Source organism: Cupriavidus sp. 2SB, assembly GCF_005503625.1.
Classification (GTDB): domain Bacteria; phylum Pseudomonadota; class Gammaproteobacteria; order Burkholderiales; family Burkholderiaceae; genus Cupriavidus.
This window is the reverse complement of the sequence record NZ_SCMX01000003.1, coordinates 56,224-72,782: the sequence shown is the minus strand read 5'-3', so window position 1 is coordinate 72,782 and position 16,559 is coordinate 56,224. Positions and strand designations below refer to the sequence as shown.

Genomic DNA, 16,559 nt, shown 5'->3' with positions numbered 1-16,559 from the left:
GTCTCCCGGAGGGTGGCTCGGAGGAAGTCCCGGCCGCTCGGCGGCGATCGGGACGAAAGTGCATGTTACGCGGGTCGGCTGGCGCTGTCGAAGATCGGCTGCAGATGGCGCGGATGCACGAAGAGCGCTGGGTGGAGATCTGCATGATAGGCGCGCAGTGCCGTGTCCAGGCGCCATTGCCGCAGCCGAGCTGCGATGGACGCGGCAGGTGCGGCGGCAATGTCCAGCGTATCGCTTGCCAGCGCGATGCCCCACAGCGCGCCGTACGCTGGCACATACGCGGCTAGCGGCGCCACATTCGGAAAGACTTGCCGCAGGCGCGACAGCAGCAACCGCGCCGCGTCGGGACGATGGAGCAGGGGGCCAAGATGCAGCGAGAGCGCGCCACCCGGCGCCAGACACCTGCGCGCCGTTTGCAACCCGTGCGTGGTGAACAGCGCGGCCGCGGGGCTGCCGTCGTCGGCCTCGGTCAGGTCGTAGACGATGAGATCGAAACGGCGGCCGGTACGGGCGAATGCTTCCATTAGGCCCAGTCCGTCACCGATGGCGAGATGCAGGCGTGGATCACCCGGTTCGTCGAGCGCTCCGCGATGGATGCCGGGCAGCCATTCGCGCGCCAATCGCACAACCTCGGCATCCAGCTCGGCCACCACCACATCCCGCATTGTGGGAATTCGCAACAATTCGAAGGCCGAACCGCCATCGCCGCCACCCACAACCAGCGCGCTACGTGGCGTACCGTGCACAGCAGCCATTGGCACGGACATCAGTTCGTGCAGGATGAAGGCATCGGCCTCGGTGCTCATCACCACGCCGTCCAGCCGGAAGATCCGCCCCAGGCCTGGGTTTTCGCCGATCTCCACCTGCTGGTACGCCGAACGCGTGGCCGCCAGGACGGTGATCTCGCCCAGCGTGGTGCCCGTACCGGGTGCCAGCCATTCCGTCCAGGTTTGATGGCCTCTTCGGGACGCGCCTTCGCGCCCGGAAATGCCGCCTGCTTCTGCTAAAATTGCGGTTTTCCCGCCGTCAGGTTCTCGCATGTCTGCCCTCGCCCATCCCGCAACAAGTCCTTTCGCCAACCAGCCCGTCAAACTGATGGCCGACGCCATCCGCGTGCTTGCCATGGACGCCGTCCAGCAAGCCAACTCCGGTCACCCCGGTGCGCCGATGGGGATGGCGGATATCGCCGTGGCGTTGTGGGGCCGGCATCTGAAGCATAACCCCGTGAATCCGCAGTGGGCCGACCGCGATCGCTTCGTGCTGTCGAACGGTCACGGCTCGATGCTGATCTACGCGCTGCTTCACCTCACGGGTTACGACCTCCCGGTGGAAGAACTGAAGAACTTCCGTCAGTTGCACAGCAAGACGGCCGGCCATCCGGAATACGGCATCACGCCGGGCGTGGAAACCACGACCGGTCCGCTGGGTCAGGGTATTACCAACGCCGTGGGCATGGCGCTGGCAGAGCGCTTGCTGGCCGAAGAATTCAATCGTCCGGGCTTCGACATCGTCAACCATCACACCTATGTGTTCATGGGCGATGGTTGCCTGATGGAAGGTATCAGCCACGAGGCTTGCTCGCTGGCTGGCACGTTGAAGCTGAACAAGCTGATTGCACTGTGGGATGACAATGGCATTTCGATCGACGGCGACGTGGTGCACTGGTTCGCCGACGATACCCCGAAGCGTTTCGAATCCTACGGCTGGAACGTGATTCGCGGCGTGGACGGCCATGACGCCGTGGCGGTGGACAATGCCATCGCGCAGGCCAAGGCCAGCGACAAGCCAACGCTGATCTGCTGCCGCACGCTGATCGGCAAGGGTGCTCCGAACAAGGAAGGCGGTCACGACGTGCACGGTGCCCCGCTGGGCGGCGCCGAAGTGCTGGCCACGCGCGAAGCGCTGGGCTGGGTGCATGCACCGTTCGAACTGCCGCCGGAAGTCTATGGCGCGTGGGATGCCAAGCATACCGGTGCCGCGCTGGAAAAGGCCTGGGACGCGCTGTTTGCCGCCTACGCCGAAGTCCATCCGTACGAAGCCGGCGAGTACACGCGCCGCATGCGCGGTGAGCTGCCGGGCGCGTTCGACGAGGCTGTCGATGCCTTCCTCGCCAAGTGCGAAGAAAAGGCAGAGACCATCGCCACGCGCAAGGCCAGTCAGAACACGATCGAGGCGCTCGCGCCCGTGCTGCCGGAATTCCTGGGCGGCTCGGCCGACCTGACCGGCTCGAACCTGACCAACTGGTCCGGCAGCAAGGCTGTGCGTGTAGATGCCTGGGGCAACCACATCAACTACGGCGTGCGCGAATTCGGCATGAGCGCCGTGATGAACGGCATCACGCTGCACGGTGGCTACATCCCCTACGGTGCCACGTTCCTGACGTTCTCGGACTACAGCCGCAACGCGCTGCGCATGGCCGCGCTGATGAAGATCCGCACGCTCTTCGTGTTCACGCACGATTCGATCGGCCTGGGAGAAGACGGCCCGACGCACCAGTCGATCGAGCACGTGGCCAGCCTGCGCCTGATCCCGAACATGGATGTCTGGCGTACTGCCGACACCACCGAGACTGCCGTGGCTTGGGCCGAGTCGATCCGCCGCGAGAATGGTCCGAGCTGCCTGATTTTCAGCCGCCAGAACCTGCCGTTCCAGAAGCGCGACGACGTGACGCGCGCCAATATCGCTCGCGGCGGCTACGTGTTGCGCGATGCGAAGAACCCGCGCAAGAAGGCGCCGGACGCCGTCATCATCGCCACGGGCTCGGAAGTGGGCCTGGCCATCGGCGCCGCCGATGCACTGGCTGCCGAAGGCGTGCATGTGCGCGTGGTGTCGGTGCCGGCAACAACCGTGTTCGACAAGCAGGATGCCGCGTACAAGGCCAGCGTGCTGCCGGCCGGCGTGCCGCGTATCGCCGTGGAAGCCGGCGTGACCGATTTCTGGTGGAAGTACCAGGTCCAGGCGGTCGTCGGCATCGACACGTTTGGCGAATCGGCTCCGGCAGGCGTGCTGTTCAAGCACTTCGGCTTCACGGTAGAAAACGTGGCCGACACCGTGCGCGCCACGCTCGCCCAGTAATTCCCGCCCGTGTGCCCCGCCGGTGCGACGCGCCGGCTGGCGGCACCGGCCCAGGCTTCATCGATTGCACTCTAGGAGATAGACATGACCATCAAGATCGGCATCAACGGCTTTGGCCGTATCGGACGCATGGTGTTCCGCGCCGCCGCCGCGAACTTCAAGGACATTGAAGTCGTCGCCATCAACGACCTGCTGGAGCCGGACTACCTGGCGTACATGCTGAAGTACGACTCGGTGCATGGCCGCTTCGATGGTGAAGTGTCGGTGGATGGCAACACGCTGGTCGTGAATGGCAAGAAAATCCGTTTGACCGCTGTCAAGGATCCGTCGGAACTGAAGTGGGGCGAAGTCGGCGCCGATGTCGTGATCGAATCGACCGGCATTTTCCTGACCAAGGAAGGCGCACAGAAGCACATCGACGCGGGCGCCAAGAAGGTGATCATGTCGGCTCCGTCCAAGGACGACACCCCGATGTTCGTGTACGGCGTGAACCACGAGTCGTACAAGGGCGAAGCGATCGTTTCGAACGCCAGCTGCACCACGAACTGCCTGGCCCCGGTTGCCAAGGTGCTGAACGACAAGTGGGGCATCAAGCGCGGACTGATGACCACCGTGCACGCTGCCACGGCGACGCAGAAGACCGTTGACGGTCCGTCGAACAAGGACTGGCGCGGTGGCCGCGGCATCCTGGAAAACATCATCCCGTCGTCGACCGGTGCTGCCAAGGCCGTGGGCGTGGTGATTCCGCAACTGAACAAGAAGCTGACGGGCATGTCGTTCCGCGTGCCGACCTCGGACGTTTCGGTGGTTGACCTGACCGTCGAGCTGGAAAAGTCGGCCACGTACGCCGAAATCTGCGCCGAGATGAAGGCCCAGAGCCAGGGCGCGCTGAAGGGCGTGCTGGGCTACACCGAAGACAAGGTCGTGGCCACGGACTTCCGCGGCGATGCACGGACCTCGATCTTTGACGCCGAAGCTGGCATCGCGCTGGACGGCACGTTCATCAAGGTTGTGAGCTGGTACGACAACGAGTGGGGCTATTCGAACAAGTGCCTGGAAATGGCACGCGTCGTCGCCAAGTAATCTGGCGGCGGTCCCAAGAAAAACGCGCCTTCGGGCGCGTTTTTTTGTGGGTCAGAGTTTCAGCGGCTTCGCATCGATGACATCGCCGTCGACGATGAAATGTCCGCCCGCCACGTGATGGATCGTGCGGAGGGAATCGTGGCCCGTGAAATCCCAACGGCCTTCCCGGAACACGCGACTGTCGGCGTGCGCGGCGACGACTTCGCCGAGGAACAGGTCATAGCTGTTCTGGATAGCGGGCTCGGGCAGCAGGCGGCATTCCAGCCAGGCGGCGCAACCTTCGAGCAACGGCGCACCGACAAGGTTGCCGTCAAACGTTTGTAGTCCGTAGGCGGCAAACTTGTCGATGCCATGTTCCTCGGAGATCTTCAGGCCGGAACTCGATCCGAGCGCCTGAGTAATGTCCACCTGGGCCACGGTGGGCACATGCAGCGCGAATTCGCCGCTGGCTTCGAGCAACTGGCGCGTCCATGTGGCCTTGTCGAGCACGACGGCCACTTTGGGCGGTGCGAAATCGAGCGGCATCGCCCATGCGGCAGCCATGATGTTGCGTTGCCCGCTATGGGCTGCGCTCACCAGGACGGTGGGGCCGTGGTTGAGCAGCCGATAGGCTTTGGATAGATCAACGTTGTGACGATGAGTACTCATGATATCTCTGCAATCTCAGGGATATGTGTCCGAGCGCAAGGCGGAAACATCCCACTACGACGAATATAGCGAGTTCCGCGCATAAGAACGCGTGGGCTTTTTGACATTATCTGTTCCGAATGTGCCCGGAAGCCGCTGGAAATCATCCGATAACCCGTTTGCTTAGTGCGAGAAATGCCGAATTTGCTTTTCCCTGCCGTTTTTTTCTCATACACTCGGAAGAATCTGTTGATATCTGATGTGCAGCCAGTGAAAGTGGTGGGGCCATCGAATGTGGAACACAATAACCGGGCCTGATCATGGTGAACGTGGATACCAAGCTGCTTGTGATTTTCACAGAGCTGCTGAGTAAACGAAACGCCACTTATGTGGCGGAGAAAATGCACATGACGGCACCTGCCGTCTCGCATTCGCTCGGCCGACTGCGCGAAATCTTTGACGATCCTCTTTTTATCCGTGTCCCCCACGGGCTGACGCCGACGCCCCGCGCGTTGGAGCTGGGTCCAAAGATTCGGGACATGTTGGATCTTTGGTCGTCGATCAACGAAGGTGATGCCGACAATTTCGATCCGGCAATCGCTACCGGCACGCTGAGCGTGGGCTTTGCAGCCGAGCTGGGCGATACCGTGTTCAACCGGTATGTGCTGCGCATCAAGCAACTGGCTCCCGACCTGCATATCCGCCTCGTGGAATCGCATTCCTGGGAAAGTGACGTTGCGGCGATGCGCGCCAATGAATTGGACTTGGGCTTCTCGCCGTTCCCGACTCGCCATCCGGAGATCGTCGAGGAAATGGTGACCTCGCTGAATCTTTGGGTTTGCGCGCGCAAGAACCACCCGCTGCTCATTAACGATTGCACGCTCGAACAGTATCTGGATTGCAGCCATATCTTCATGGCGCATTCCGGTGGCGCAGGCCGTCCGGCACCCGCGCTCATTCCGCTCGACTACGCGCTGCAGCAGCGTGGGCTCAAGCGAAATGCAACGCTGACGGTGCATTCGTGGCGCGCACAGGCTGAACTGGCCGCCCAGACGGACATGATTTTCACGGTCAACGCGCTGACCAAGGACATGGCCTGCGAGACCTATGGTCTGAAGGCGTTCCCGTTGCCGGCTGAGTTGGATACGACGCTGGGCCTGAACATGTTCTGGCACCGCAGCCGCAATACCCATCCGATGCTGGTATGGGCCCGCAATCTTTTTCGTCAGGTTGTCGGAGAGTTCGTAGGCGTGCCACAGAACTCGGCAACCCGCCTGCTACGTGTGGTGGCCGAGCAGGATTTGCCGCAGGAGTAACGACGGGAAGGTCAGGTGAGTCGATAAAGAAAAACCGGCGTCTGGACGCCGGTTTTTTCATGCCTGCTGCCGGAATCGTCGCCGGCGCGGCTTATCGTTTGGGTCTGTGGGTACAGTTGTCTTTTGTGCAATTGCCGTACAGCGACAATGCGTGTTCCTGCAATGCGAAGCCGCGCTCGCGCGCAATGCTCTGCTGGCGGTGCTCGATGTCCGGGTCGAAGAATTCTTCGACGCGGCCGCAGTCCAGGCACACCAGGTGATCGTGATGCTTGCCCTCGTTCAGTTCGAAAATGGCCTTGCCCGATTCGAAGTTGTTGCGCGACAGGAGGCCGGCTTGTTCGAACTGGGTAAGGACGCGATAGACCGTGGCGAGGCCGATATCCATATGTTCGTTGAGCAGGATACGGTAAACGTCCTCAGCGCTGAGGTGCCGCTGTTCGCTGGTCTGGAAGATCTCGAGGATCTTCAGGCGGGGGACAGTCGCCTTGAGGCCAATATTTTTGAGGTCCGCCGGACTCGGCATGGGCGTGACTCCCTAGAGTACAATGTCTGGATAGTTGAATCATAAGGGTTTTGGCGGCAAATGTCGCCCCGGTGCCATGACGCCCGGACGCCACCCCTGCGGCGGCGTGTCCCGAAGCGCCTGGCCGTGCCCCGACGCCGCTACGTATTGTGCAGCGCGCCGGCTCCGGCACAGAGTCACTCCCGTCTGGAAGCGAGATACATGCGTTCATTCCGTTCGACCGCCACGCGCCCGGCGCTGGTATTTTCCCTGCTGGCAGCGGCGCTGCTGGCCGGTGCCTGCTCCGCTTACGACAGCACGTCGCGCAAGGTGGTGCAATCCATCACGCCTTACCGCATCAATATCGTCCAGGGCAATTTCGTGTCCCGCGAAGCTACCTCGCAGTTGCGTGAAGGCATGACGCGCGATCAGGTTCGCTTCCTGCTCGGCACGCCGCTGCTGCAGGACGTGTTCCATGGCAATCGCTGGGACTATTATTTCTCGTTCCGTCGCGGCGCCACCCCGGTCGTGCAATCGCGCCAGTTCACGGTGTTCTTCGACGGCGACAAGCTCGTGAAGTGGCAAGGCGATGAACTGCCTTCGGAATACGAATTGATTGCCGAGATCGACGGCATGAAGGCAGCGCAGCGGAACAACACGTCGGGCAAGGCCGTGTCGACGCCAGCCGCAGCACCAGCTTCTACCTCGACGACCCCCGCGCCGGAAGCGGCGCCGGCAGCACCGGAAGCGCCAGCGGCGTCGGCCGTACCCGCCGCGCAGGAAAAACCCGCCAACTGATCGGACCGGGCCCACGCTATCGCATAGACGACATCGTTGGCCGGTTCCTTCCAGACTGCCCGGCCTGTGGACCGGGCGCTGTCCCCAATTACCCCCGTACACCATGAAAATCGCCATCGCAGGTGCATCAGGCCGCATGGGCCGCATGCTGATCGAAACCGTCCTGAACACCGAAGGCGTGACGCTGACCGGCGCGCTGGACATTCCGGGTGCTGCCGCATTGGGGCAGGATGCGGCCATGTTCCTGGGCCGCGAGACCGGCGTGAAGATTTCGGACGATATCGAAGCGGTACTGGGTGCTTCGGACTGCCTGATCGATTTCACGCGGCCGGAAGGCACGCTGGCCCATCTGGCCGTGGCGAAACGCCTGGGCAAGAAGATCGTGGTCGGTACGACCGGATTCGATACAGCTGGCAAGCAGGCACTCGAAGATGCGGCGAAGTCGATCGGCGTGGTCTTCGCCTCGAACTTCAGCGTGGGTGTGAATGCCACGTTCAAGCTGCTCGAAGTGGCGGCCAAGCTGCTCTCGACAGGTTATGACATCGAAGTCATCGAGGCCCACCATCGCCACAAGGTGGATGCACCGTCCGGCACGGCGCTGACGATGGGCGAGGTGATTGCCAAGGCAGTCGGCCGGAATCTGGACGCCTGCGCGGTGTATGCCCGCGAAGGCCACACCGGCCCGCGCGATCCGAAATCGATCGGGTTTGCCACGATTCGCGGCGGCGATATCGTGGGCGACCACACGGTGATGTTCGCCGGCATCGGCGAGCGCATCGAGATCAGCCACAAGTCGTCGAGCCGCCAGTCGTACGCCGATGGTGCCGTGCGCGCGGCGCGTTTCCTGGCCGACAAGCCCAATGGCCTGTTCGACATGCAGGACGTGCTTGGCCTGAAGTGATGTCGGGCCCGTTTCGGCGGGCCGCCCCAGCGCCCTGGCGCATTGCCGTGGCAGCCCGGATTGGCCGGGCGCCACGGTTATAATCGTTTCTTTCGCAAACCGATCCCCCGGCCGTCCGGCGCGCCTGTTGCCGCCGGACTGGTGTCCAGACTGCCGTCCCGACCATGCAAGACAAATATCTTCCGTCCGCCGTTGAACAAGCTGCGCAGCAGCACTGGCAAGCCATCGATGCCTACCGGGTGTCCGAGTCTGCCGTCGGCCCGGATGGCAAGGAAAAGCAGAAGTTCTACGCCTGCTCGATGCTGCCGTATCCCTCGGGCAAGCTCCACATGGGGCACGTGCGCAACTACACGATCAACGACGTGATGGCGCGCTATCTGCGCATGAACGGACGTAACGTGCTGATGCCGATGGGCTGGGATGCATTCGGCATGCCCGCCGAGAACGCCGCGCTGAACAACAAGGTGGCACCGGCCGCCTGGACCTACGACAACATCGCTTACATGAAGAAGCAGATGCAGTCGATGGGCCTGGCGATCGACTGGTCGCGCGAAGTGGCGACCTGCAGCCCTGACTACTACCGATGGAACCAGTGGCTGTTCCTGAAGATGCTGGAAAAGGGCATTGCCTACCGCAAGACCGGCACAGTGAACTGGGACCCGGTCGACCAGACCGTGCTCGCCAACGAGCAGGTGATCGATGGCAAGGGCTGGCGTTCGGGCGCGGTGGTGGAAAAGCGCGAGATTCCGATGTACTACCTGCGCATCACCGAGTACGCGCAGGAACTGCTGGGCGATCTGGACGGCCTGGGCTGGCCCGAGCGTGTCAAGATCATGCAGCAGAACTGGATCGGCCGCAGCGAAGGCGTGCGCTTTGCGTTCCCGCATGATATCCGCGATGCGGCAGGCAACACCATCCAGGACGGCAAGCTGTACGTGTTCACCACGCGCGCCGACACGGTCATTGGCGTGACGTTCTGCGCCGTGGCTGCAGAGCATCCGCTGGCTACGCACGCCGCCGCGAACAATCCGGAACTGGCTGCATTCATCGAGGAGTGCAAGCACGGTTCCGTCATGGAAGCCGACATGGCGACCATGGAAAAGAAGGGCATGCCCACTGGCCTGCAGGTCACGCATCCGCTGACCGGCGCGCAGGTGGACGTCTGGGTCGGCAACTACGTGTTGATGAGCTACGGCGACGGCGCCGTGATGGGCGTGCCGGCTCACGACGAGCGTGACTTCGCCTTCGCCAACAAGTACAACCTGCCGATCAAGCAGGTGATCGACGTCAAGGGCCAGCCGTACTCCACAGATGCGTGGCAGGAATGGTATGGCGACAAGGAACAGGGCGTCTGCATCGAAAGCGGCAAGTACGATGGCCTGGCCTACAAGGCTGCCGTCGACGCGATTGCCGCCGACCTCGCCGCCAAGGGCCTGGGCGAGAAGAAGGTGACATGGCGCCTGCGCGATTGGGGTATCTCGCGCCAGCGCTACTGGGGCACGCCGATTCCGCTGATCCATTGCGATGCCTGCGGCGTGGTGCCCGTGCCCGAGCAGGATTTGCCCGTGGTGCTGCCGGAAGATCTCGTGCCGGACGGCACGGGCAATCCGCTGAACAAGGACGAGCGTTTCCTGGCCTGCACCTGCCCGTCATGCGGCAAGCCCGCGCGTCGCGAGACCGACACGATGGATACGTTCATCGACTCGTGCTGGTACTACATGCGCTATACGTGCCCGGATGCCACCACGATGGTGGATGGCCGCAACGACTACTGGATGCCGATGGACCAGTACATCGGCGGCATCGAGCACGCGATCCTGCACTTGCTGTACGCACGATTCTGGACCAAGGTCATGCGCGACATGGGCCTGGTCAAGTTCGACGAGCCGTTCACGAACCTGCTGACGCAGGGCATGGTGCTCAACGAGACGTACTACCGTGAAGATGTGTCGGGCAAGAAGACCTGGTACAACCCCGCCGACGTCGATGTGAAGACGGACGAGCGTGGCCGCCCCGAAGGCGCCACGCTGAAGGCGGACGGGCAGCCCGTGGTGATCGGCGGCGTGGAAAAGATGTCGAAGTCCAAGAACAACGGCATCGACCCGCAGGCCCTGATCGACCAGTACGGTGCCGACACCGCGCGCCTGTTCGTGATGTTCGCCGCGCCGCCGGAGCAGCAGCTCGAATGGAGTGGCTCTGGTGTGGAAGGCGCATCGCGCTTCCTGCGCCGCGTGTGGAACTACGGCGTGGCCAATGCGCAGGCCATTCGCGATGGCGCCGGCACGAAGCCCGTCGCCGGAGATGCCGACCTGCGCCGCGAACTGTACACGGTGCTCAAGCAGGCCAACTACGATTACGAGCGGATCCAGTACAACACCGTGGTGTCCGCCACGATGAAGATGCTGAATGCGCTGGAAGATGCCAAGGGCGCATCGCCGGCTGCGCGCCGCGAGGGCTTTAGCATCCTGCTGCGCGTGCTGTACCCGGTGGTGCCGCATATCGCGCACGGGCTGTGGGCCGAACTCGGCTATGCAGCTGAGTCCGGCGACGTGCTCGACGCCGCCTGGCCGCAGGTGGACGAGTCCGCGCTGGTGCGCACCGAGATCGAACTGGTGCTGCAGGTCAACGGCAAGGTCCGTGGCAGCCTGACCGTGCCGGCCGGCGCGGACAAGGGTGCGATCGAAGCCATGGCCGCGGCCAGCGAGACCGTGGCGAAATTTGCCAACGGCGCGGCACCGAAGAAGATCGTGGTCGTGCCCGGCCGCCTCGTCAACGTAGTGCTCTGACGCAAGTCGCCAGATATCGCCAGCAACAGCCAGGAAACAGAATGGATCGACCGGACATGGGACGCCGCGGATTTCTCGCCATCGGTGCTGCAATGGCAGCGGCCGGCCTGCTGGCTGGCTGCGGCTTCCACATGCGTGGCAATGCCGACTTCGCATTCAAGCGGCTCTATATCGGTCTGCCGGCCGGTTCGCTCATGGGCGCCGACCTGCGCCGCAACATCCGCAACGGGTCGGACACCAAGGTCGTCGAGGACAAGGCGGATGCCGATGCCTTCCTCGACGTGCTGGCCGATACGCGGGGCAAGTCGATCCTCTCGATCACGGCCCAGGGCGTGGTGCGCGAGTTCCGGTTGAGCCAGCGGTTCGTGTTCCAACTGCGCGACGCCGCGGGCAAGGAACTGATTCCGCCGTCGACGCTGCTGCTGACGCGGGACCTGACGTACAACGAAGCCAGTACGCTAGCCAAGGCGTACGAGGAAGAGCAGCTTTATCGCGACATGCAGAAGGATGTGGTGCAGCAGTTGATGCGCCGTCTGGCGGCCGTCAAGACGATCTGACCCCCTTCTGGCCACGCATTGGCGATGCAACTCAAGCTCGACGCACTCGACGGACATCTGAAGCAGGCCCAGGCCAAGGGCCTGGCGCCGCTTTACGTGGTGCATGGCGACGAACACCTGCTCGTGCTGGAAGCGGCCGATCGGCTGCGGCGTGCGGCGCGTGATGCCGGCTTTACGGAGCGCGAGGTGCTGGTGGCGGAGCGCGGGTTCCATTGGAGCCAGCTCGTCGAGGCCCAGCAGTCGATGTCGTTGTTCGGCGACCGCAAGATCGTGGAACTGCGCATTCCGACGGGCAAGCCCGGCAAGGATGGTGGAGAAGCGCTGCGCGCTGTCGCGGCGCAGCCGTCGCAGGATGTGGTGATGTTGGTGACGCTGCCCCGGCTGGACTTTGCCACGGCGAAGTCGGCGTGGTTCCAGGCGCTGGAATCTGCAGGCGTCTCGATCAAGGTGGATGCCGTGGATCGCACCCGGCTGCCCGCCTGGGTGGGCGAGCGGCTTGGCCTGCAGCAGCAGCGCGTGGAGCCCGGCGAAGCGGGCCGGCGCGCGTTGCAGTTCATCGCGGACAAGGTGGAAGGCAACCTGTTGGCCGCGCATCAGGAAATCCAGAAGCTCGGACTGCTGTATCCGCCCGGTGTGCTGACGTTCGATCAGGTACATGATGCCGTGCTCAACGTGGCGCGTTTCGATGTTTTCAAGCTGTCCGAAGCCATGCTTGGCGGCGATGTGCCGCGCCTGACACGCATGCTCGAAGGGCTGCGGGGCGAGGGCGAGGCCACGGTGCTGGTGCTGTGGGCGCTGACCGAGGAAATTCGCGTATTATCCAAGGTCCGGCAAGGGCTGGCGGGCGGTAAGCCGGCCGGTGTGCTGATGCGCGAACTGCGCGTCTGGGGGCCGCGCGAGCGGCTCGTGCCGCAGGCGGCCCAGCGGCTGTCGATGCCGCAGTTGGAAGCGGCGCTGGCCATGGCTGCCCGGTTGGACCGACAGGTCAAGGGACTGGGAGACCTACCGGGTGCAGGGGGCACGGCAGGGGGGCTGCCCGCCGAGCCTTGGGATGGGCTGCTGCAACTGGCGTTGCTGATCGCCCGGCCAGCCTGACATCCTCACCCAAATGGAATTTCGCCGGCAGCCGCGCCGGCGCCAAGCATCGCGGCACCATGAATCGTGGCACCACGCAGTGCCGCACCCACAGCAGACCGGGCTCGTGCCCGGACACATCATGACCGAGTCCGATCTCCACGCATACATGAACCGCGTCGGCCAGCAGGCCCGCGCGGCATCGCGCGCCATGGCGCGTGCCTCCACGGCTGACAAGAACCGCGCGCTGATGACCATTGCCGCCGCGATCCGCCGCGACGCCGACAAGCTCAAGGCCGTCAATGCACGCGATGTGGAGCGCGCGTGCGCCAACGGGCAGGACGCCGCCTTCATCGATCGCCTGACGTTGTCGGACAAGGCCATCGACACCATGGCTGCGGGCCTCGAACAGATCGTGGCGTTGCCGGACCCGATCGGCGAAATCTCCAACATGAAGTTCCGCCCGACCGGTATCCAGGTGGGGCAGATGCGCGTGCCGCTGGGCGTGATCGGCATCATCTACGAGTCGCGCCCGAACGTGACGATCGACGCCGCGGCGCTGTGCCTGAAATCAGGCAACGCGACGATCCTGCGCGGCGGCTCCGAAGCCATCGAATCGAACACGGCGCTGGCCGCGCTGGTGGCAGAAGGGCTGTCGTCGGCCGGACTGCCCGCCGAGGCCGTGCAGGTTATCGAGACCACGGATCGGGCCGCAGTGGGCCGCCTGATCACGATGACCGAATACGTGGACGTGATCGTGCCGCGTGGTGGCAAGAGCCTGATCGCGCGGCTGATCGAGGAGGGACGCGTGCCGATGATCAAGCATCTGGATGGCATCTGCCACGTCTATATCGACGATGACGCCGATCTCGACCGTGCGGTGCGCATCTGCGACAACGCCAAGACGCAGCGTTATGCGCCGTGCAACACCATGGAGACGCTGCTGGTGTCGCGTCCGGTTGCCCGGCAGGCGCTGTTGCCGCTGTGCCGCATCTATCAGGAGAAGGGTGTCGAGCTGCGGGTCTGTGCCGAAACGCGCGCCATGCTCGAAGCCGCAGGCTTCTCGGGGCTGGTGGATGCCACCGAGGAAGACTGGCGTACCGAGTACCTGGCGCCGGTGCTGGCGATCCGCACTGTCGACGGACTCGATGCGGCCATCGACCACATCAACACGTACGGCTCGGCACACACTGATTCGATCGTGACCGAAAACTACAGCACGGGCATGCGATTCATCCGCGAGGTGGATTCGGCCAGCGTCATGATCAACGCGTCCACGCGCTTTGCCGATGGCTTCGAGTATGGGCTCGGCGCGGAGATCGGCATCTCCAACGACAAGTTGCATGCGAGAGGTCCGGTGGGCCTGGAAGGGCTGACTTCGCTCAAGTACGTCGTGTTCGGGCACGGCGAGATTCGCGTTTAAGCGGAGGCAGTAAACAGATGCTCTGGGTCAAGGCGTTTCACATCCTGTTCGTGACTTCGTGGTTTGCCGGGTTGTTCTACCTGCCGCGTATTTTTGTCAACCTAGCGATAGAAACCGAGGCGGCCAGCGTACAGCGGCTACTGCTGATGGCGCGCAAGCTGTTCCGGTTCATGACGATGCTGGCAGTGCCTGCCGTGGTGCTCGGGCTCTGGCTCTACCTCGGCTATGGCATCGGACGCGGCACGGGGCAGGGCTGGATGCATGCCAAGCTGGCACTGGTGCTGGTGCTGATCGGCTATCACCATGGCTGCGGCGTGCTGCTGCGCAAGTTCGAGCGGGGCGCCAACAAGCGCTCGCACACGTTCTATCGGTGGTTCAACGAAGTGCCGGTGCTGGTGCTGTTGGCCATCGTGATTCTGGTTGTCGTAAAGCCGTTCTAAGCTGTCGGATCTTTCCTGATATCTGATGAGGTCGTGATGAGCAAGCAGGTCGAGTATTTTCTGGCGCCGCATTCCCCGTATGTCTATATGGGGCATGCGCGCTTCGTTGAAATCGCCCGGCGCCATGATGCGCAGGTGCTGCTCAAGCCGATGGACCTGGGCAAGCTGTTTTCCGTTTCGGGCGGGCTACCGCTGGCACAGCGTCCGCCGCAGCGGCAGGCGTACCGGCTGGTCGAACTCGAGCGCTGGCGCAAGTTTCTCGACATCCCGTTCAACCTGCATCCCACGTTCTTTCCGGTATCCGGCGATGCCGCCGCACGGCTCATCATTGCCGCGCAACTGGCGCACGGCACGGCACGCGCGTTGGAGTTGACCGGCGCCATCACCCGTGGTGTCTGGGCCGACCAACGCAACATCGCCGATGCTGCCACGCTGTCGCTGATTGCCGACGAACTGGATTTCGACGGTGCGAGTCTGCTGAAGGCCAGTGAAGCACAGGCCGTGCAGGCGGCTTATGCACAAAATACGCAGGATGCCATTTCGGCCAATGTGTTCGGCGCCCCGTGGTATGTCCACGACGGCCAGCCGTACTGGGGCCAGGACCGTCTCGATTTCCTCGATCGCGCACTTGCGGCGGGCTGAGAGACGGTCAACACCACGCTTTCCCGTCCGCTGCTGTTGCGGACGTTTTTGTTTCAGGATGACACGTCATGACCCAAGCATTTTTCGCTCCCTGCCCACGCGGCCTTGAACAGGCACTGGCCGAGGAGTTGCGCGAGATCGCGCAGTACCCGGCTGTGGTGGCCTCGGCGCCGTTCACGGTGCATCGCGATGTGCCCGGCGGCGTGACATTCTCCGGCGACATGTCTGCGGCGTACGCGGTCAACCTGCATTCGCGGATTGCCAGCCGCGTGCTGCTGCGTGTGGCGCAGCGCGGCTATCGGCACGAGGACGATATCTACACGCTGGCGCGCCAGCAGCGCTGGGAACAATGGTTCTCGCCCAACGAGACGCTGCGCGTTGATATCACGTCGCACAAGTCGCCGTTGCGCAGCCTTAATTTCACGGCGTTGCGGGTCAAGGATGGTGTGTGCGATGCCATGCGCGAACGCCTGGGCGAGCGGCCGAGTGTGGATACCGTCAGCCCGGATGTCCGCATCTACGCGCACCTGACCGAGACCGACTGCACGCTCTATCTCGATACCACGGGCGAGCCGCTGTTCAAGCGCGGCTGGCGCATGGAGAAAGGCGAGGCGCCGCTCAAGGAAAACCTTGCGGCCGGCATCCTTCGGTTGGCGGGCTGGACGCCGGGTAATACCAACCGTCCGTTCTTCGATCCGATGTGCGGCAGCGGCACATTCCTGGTAGAAGCCGCGCAGGTGGCGCTGGGCATTGCACCGGGCGTGGCCCGCACGTTTGCGTTCGAATGGCTCAAGGGCGCCGACATGAAGGCATGGCAGGCGCTGCGCAGCGATGCCCAGCATGCCCGCGAGCGGGCCGCGAACCGAGGCGATGCGCTGCATATCGCAGGCTCGGATATCTCCACCGACATGCTTTACATGGCGGAAGCCAACTGGCGCCGCGCCGGATTGCCCGGTGACGTGCAGTTGAAACAGGTCGATGCACGGTTCGTGCAACCGCCGTTTGCCGAGGCGGGACTGGCAATCATGAACCCGCCTTATGGCGAGCGTATCGCAGTGCGCGGCGAACGTCGCGATCCCACGTATGACGCTCCGCCGGACGAAGCCGAGGAAGCGGCAGCCAACCAATTCGCAGCGGCCTTTGCCACGACGTTGAAGCAGCATTTTTCCGGCTGGCAGGCATGGGTATTCACAGGCGATCTGTCGATGCCGAAACGTCTGCGTTTGAAGGAGTCGCGCCGTACCCCGCTATACAACGGCAACATCGAATGCCGGTTGTTCCGGTTCGATATGGTGCGTGGCGGGAATCGGGAGGGGAAGAAGGAGTGAGGTGGTT

The 16,559-nt window shown here is 63.4% G+C and carries 15 protein-coding genes; 12 read left to right on the top strand and 3 right to left on the bottom strand.

Annotated elements, in window-relative coordinates; translation table 11 throughout:
* Positions 1-65: 65 nt before the first annotated feature.
* A complete protein-coding gene (locus tag FFS21_RS02180; RefSeq protein ID WP_137923301.1) occupies positions 66-1,040 on the bottom strand; it encodes a spermine/spermidine synthase domain-containing protein in 975 nt (324 codons plus the stop codon).
* Here FFS21_RS02180 and tkt point away from each other — a divergent pair.
* Positions 988-3,075, top strand: a complete 2,088-nt coding sequence (gene tkt, locus FFS21_RS02175) for a transketolase (protein ID WP_502705147.1) — start codon at positions 988-990, stop codon at positions 3,073-3,075. The genes FFS21_RS02180 and tkt overlap by 53 nt on opposite strands.
* A gap of 84 nt (positions 3,076-3,159) precedes the next feature.
* Positions 3,160-4,158 carry a type I glyceraldehyde-3-phosphate dehydrogenase gene (gene gap, locus FFS21_RS02170; RefSeq protein WP_137923299.1) on the top strand — a complete coding sequence of 333 codons (999 nt, stop codon included), beginning with the start codon at positions 3,160-3,162 and terminating at the stop codon, positions 4,156-4,158.
* 51 nt (positions 4,159-4,209) lie between these two features.
* Here the strand turns inward: gap and FFS21_RS02165 are convergent, their stop codons facing one another.
* Positions 4,210-4,806, bottom strand: coding sequence for a flavin reductase family protein (locus tag FFS21_RS02165; RefSeq protein WP_137923298.1), 597 nt, complete (start codon positions 4,804-4,806; stop codon positions 4,210-4,212).
* A 299-nt stretch (positions 4,807-5,105) separates the two neighbouring features.
* Between FFS21_RS02165 and FFS21_RS02160 the strand changes: the two genes are divergently transcribed.
* Positions 5,106-6,101 carry a LysR family transcriptional regulator gene (locus FFS21_RS02160; RefSeq protein WP_137923297.1) on the top strand — a complete coding sequence of 332 codons (996 nt, stop codon included), beginning with the start codon at positions 5,106-5,108 and terminating at the stop codon, positions 6,099-6,101.
* Between the two features lie 91 nt (positions 6,102-6,192).
* Here FFS21_RS02160 and fur read toward each other — a convergent pair whose 3' ends face one another.
* Complete coding sequence (fur, locus tag FFS21_RS02155) at positions 6,193-6,624, bottom strand: ferric iron uptake transcriptional regulator (RefSeq protein WP_137923296.1); 432 nt, start codon at positions 6,622-6,624, stop codon at positions 6,193-6,195.
* A 201-nt stretch (positions 6,625-6,825) separates the two neighbouring features.
* On the opposite strand from fur, the gene FFS21_RS02150 reads away from it, so the two are divergent.
* The 9 genes from FFS21_RS02150 to FFS21_RS02110 all read left to right on the top strand — a co-directional run bounded on the left by FFS21_RS02150 (position 6,826) and on the right by FFS21_RS02110 (position 16,552).
* Positions 6,826-7,401: an outer membrane protein assembly factor BamE gene (locus FFS21_RS02150; protein ID WP_137923295.1), complete on the top strand. Its 576-nt coding sequence runs from the start codon at positions 6,826-6,828 to the stop codon at positions 7,399-7,401.
* Positions 7,402-7,504: 103 nt separating this feature from the next.
* The gene (gene dapB / locus FFS21_RS02145; protein WP_137923294.1) at positions 7,505-8,302 is read left to right on the top strand and encodes a 4-hydroxy-tetrahydrodipicolinate reductase; all 798 of its coding nucleotides are present in this window, start codon (positions 7,505-7,507) and stop codon (positions 8,300-8,302) included.
* Between the two features lie 164 nt (positions 8,303-8,466).
* A complete protein-coding gene (leuS, locus tag FFS21_RS02140; RefSeq protein ID WP_137923293.1) occupies positions 8,467-11,088 on the top strand; it encodes a leucine--tRNA ligase in 2,622 nt (873 codons plus the stop codon).
* A gap of 41 nt (positions 11,089-11,129) precedes the next feature.
* On the top strand, positions 11,130-11,645 hold the full coding sequence (locus FFS21_RS02135; RefSeq protein WP_137923292.1) for an LPS-assembly lipoprotein LptE: 516 nt from the start codon (positions 11,130-11,132) through the stop codon (positions 11,643-11,645).
* Between the two features lie 24 nt (positions 11,646-11,669).
* The gene (gene holA, locus FFS21_RS02130; RefSeq protein WP_137923291.1) at positions 11,670-12,740 is read left to right on the top strand and encodes a DNA polymerase III subunit delta; all 1,071 of its coding nucleotides are present in this window, start codon (positions 11,670-11,672) and stop codon (positions 12,738-12,740) included.
* Between the two features lie 121 nt (positions 12,741-12,861).
* The gene (locus tag FFS21_RS02125; protein ID WP_137923290.1) at positions 12,862-14,142 is read left to right on the top strand and encodes a glutamate-5-semialdehyde dehydrogenase; all 1,281 of its coding nucleotides are present in this window, start codon (positions 12,862-12,864) and stop codon (positions 14,140-14,142) included.
* A 17-nt stretch (positions 14,143-14,159) separates the two neighbouring features.
* The gene (locus FFS21_RS02120; protein ID WP_137923289.1) at positions 14,160-14,582 is read left to right on the top strand and encodes a CopD family protein; all 423 of its coding nucleotides are present in this window, start codon (positions 14,160-14,162) and stop codon (positions 14,580-14,582) included.
* A gap of 36 nt (positions 14,583-14,618) precedes the next feature.
* Positions 14,619-15,224 carry a 2-hydroxychromene-2-carboxylate isomerase gene (locus FFS21_RS02115; RefSeq protein WP_137923288.1) on the top strand — a complete coding sequence of 202 codons (606 nt, stop codon included), beginning with the start codon at positions 14,619-14,621 and terminating at the stop codon, positions 15,222-15,224.
* A gap of 68 nt (positions 15,225-15,292) precedes the next feature.
* On the top strand, positions 15,293-16,552 hold the full coding sequence (locus tag FFS21_RS02110) for a THUMP domain-containing class I SAM-dependent RNA methyltransferase (RefSeq protein ID WP_137923287.1): 1,260 nt from the start codon (positions 15,293-15,295) through the stop codon (positions 16,550-16,552).
* The last annotated feature ends 7 nt before the right edge of the window (positions 16,553-16,559 follow it).

Bases quoted from the DNA above. Each gene is read 5' to 3' on its own strand.
- FFS21_RS02180 (WP_137923301.1), bottom strand. From the start codon at position 1,040: ATGCGAGAACCTGACGGCGGGAAAACCGCAATTTTAGCAGAAGCAGGC.
- holA (WP_137923291.1), top strand. From the start codon at position 11,670: ATGCAACTCAAGCTCGACGCACTCGACGGACATCTGAAGCAGGCCCAG.
- FFS21_RS02120 (WP_137923289.1), top strand. From the start codon at position 14,160: ATGCTCTGGGTCAAGGCGTTTCACATCCTGTTCGTGACTTCGTGGTTT.
- fur (WP_137923296.1), bottom strand. From the start codon at position 6,624: ATGCCGAGTCCGGCGGACCTCAAAAATATTGGCCTCAAGGCGACTGTC.
- FFS21_RS02115 (WP_137923288.1), top strand. From the start codon at position 14,619: ATGAGCAAGCAGGTCGAGTATTTTCTGGCGCCGCATTCCCCGTATGTC.
- gap (WP_137923299.1), top strand. From the start codon at position 3,160: ATGACCATCAAGATCGGCATCAACGGCTTTGGCCGTATCGGACGCATG.
- FFS21_RS02110 (WP_137923287.1), top strand. From the start codon at position 15,293: ATGACCCAAGCATTTTTCGCTCCCTGCCCACGCGGCCTTGAACAGGCA.
- FFS21_RS02165 (WP_137923298.1), bottom strand. From the start codon at position 4,806: ATGAGTACTCATCGTCACAACGTTGATCTATCCAAAGCCTATCGGCTG.
- tkt (WP_502705147.1), top strand. From the start codon at position 988: ATGCCGCCTGCTTCTGCTAAAATTGCGGTTTTCCCGCCGTCAGGTTCT.
- dapB (WP_137923294.1), top strand. From the start codon at position 7,505: ATGAAAATCGCCATCGCAGGTGCATCAGGCCGCATGGGCCGCATGCTG.
- FFS21_RS02150 (WP_137923295.1), top strand. From the start codon at position 6,826: ATGCGTTCATTCCGTTCGACCGCCACGCGCCCGGCGCTGGTATTTTCC.
- FFS21_RS02160 (WP_137923297.1), top strand. From the start codon at position 5,106: ATGGTGAACGTGGATACCAAGCTGCTTGTGATTTTCACAGAGCTGCTG.
- FFS21_RS02135 (WP_137923292.1), top strand. From the start codon at position 11,130: ATGGATCGACCGGACATGGGACGCCGCGGATTTCTCGCCATCGGTGCT.
- leuS (WP_137923293.1), top strand. From the start codon at position 8,467: ATGCAAGACAAATATCTTCCGTCCGCCGTTGAACAAGCTGCGCAGCAG.
- FFS21_RS02125 (WP_137923290.1), top strand. From the start codon at position 12,862: ATGACCGAGTCCGATCTCCACGCATACATGAACCGCGTCGGCCAGCAG.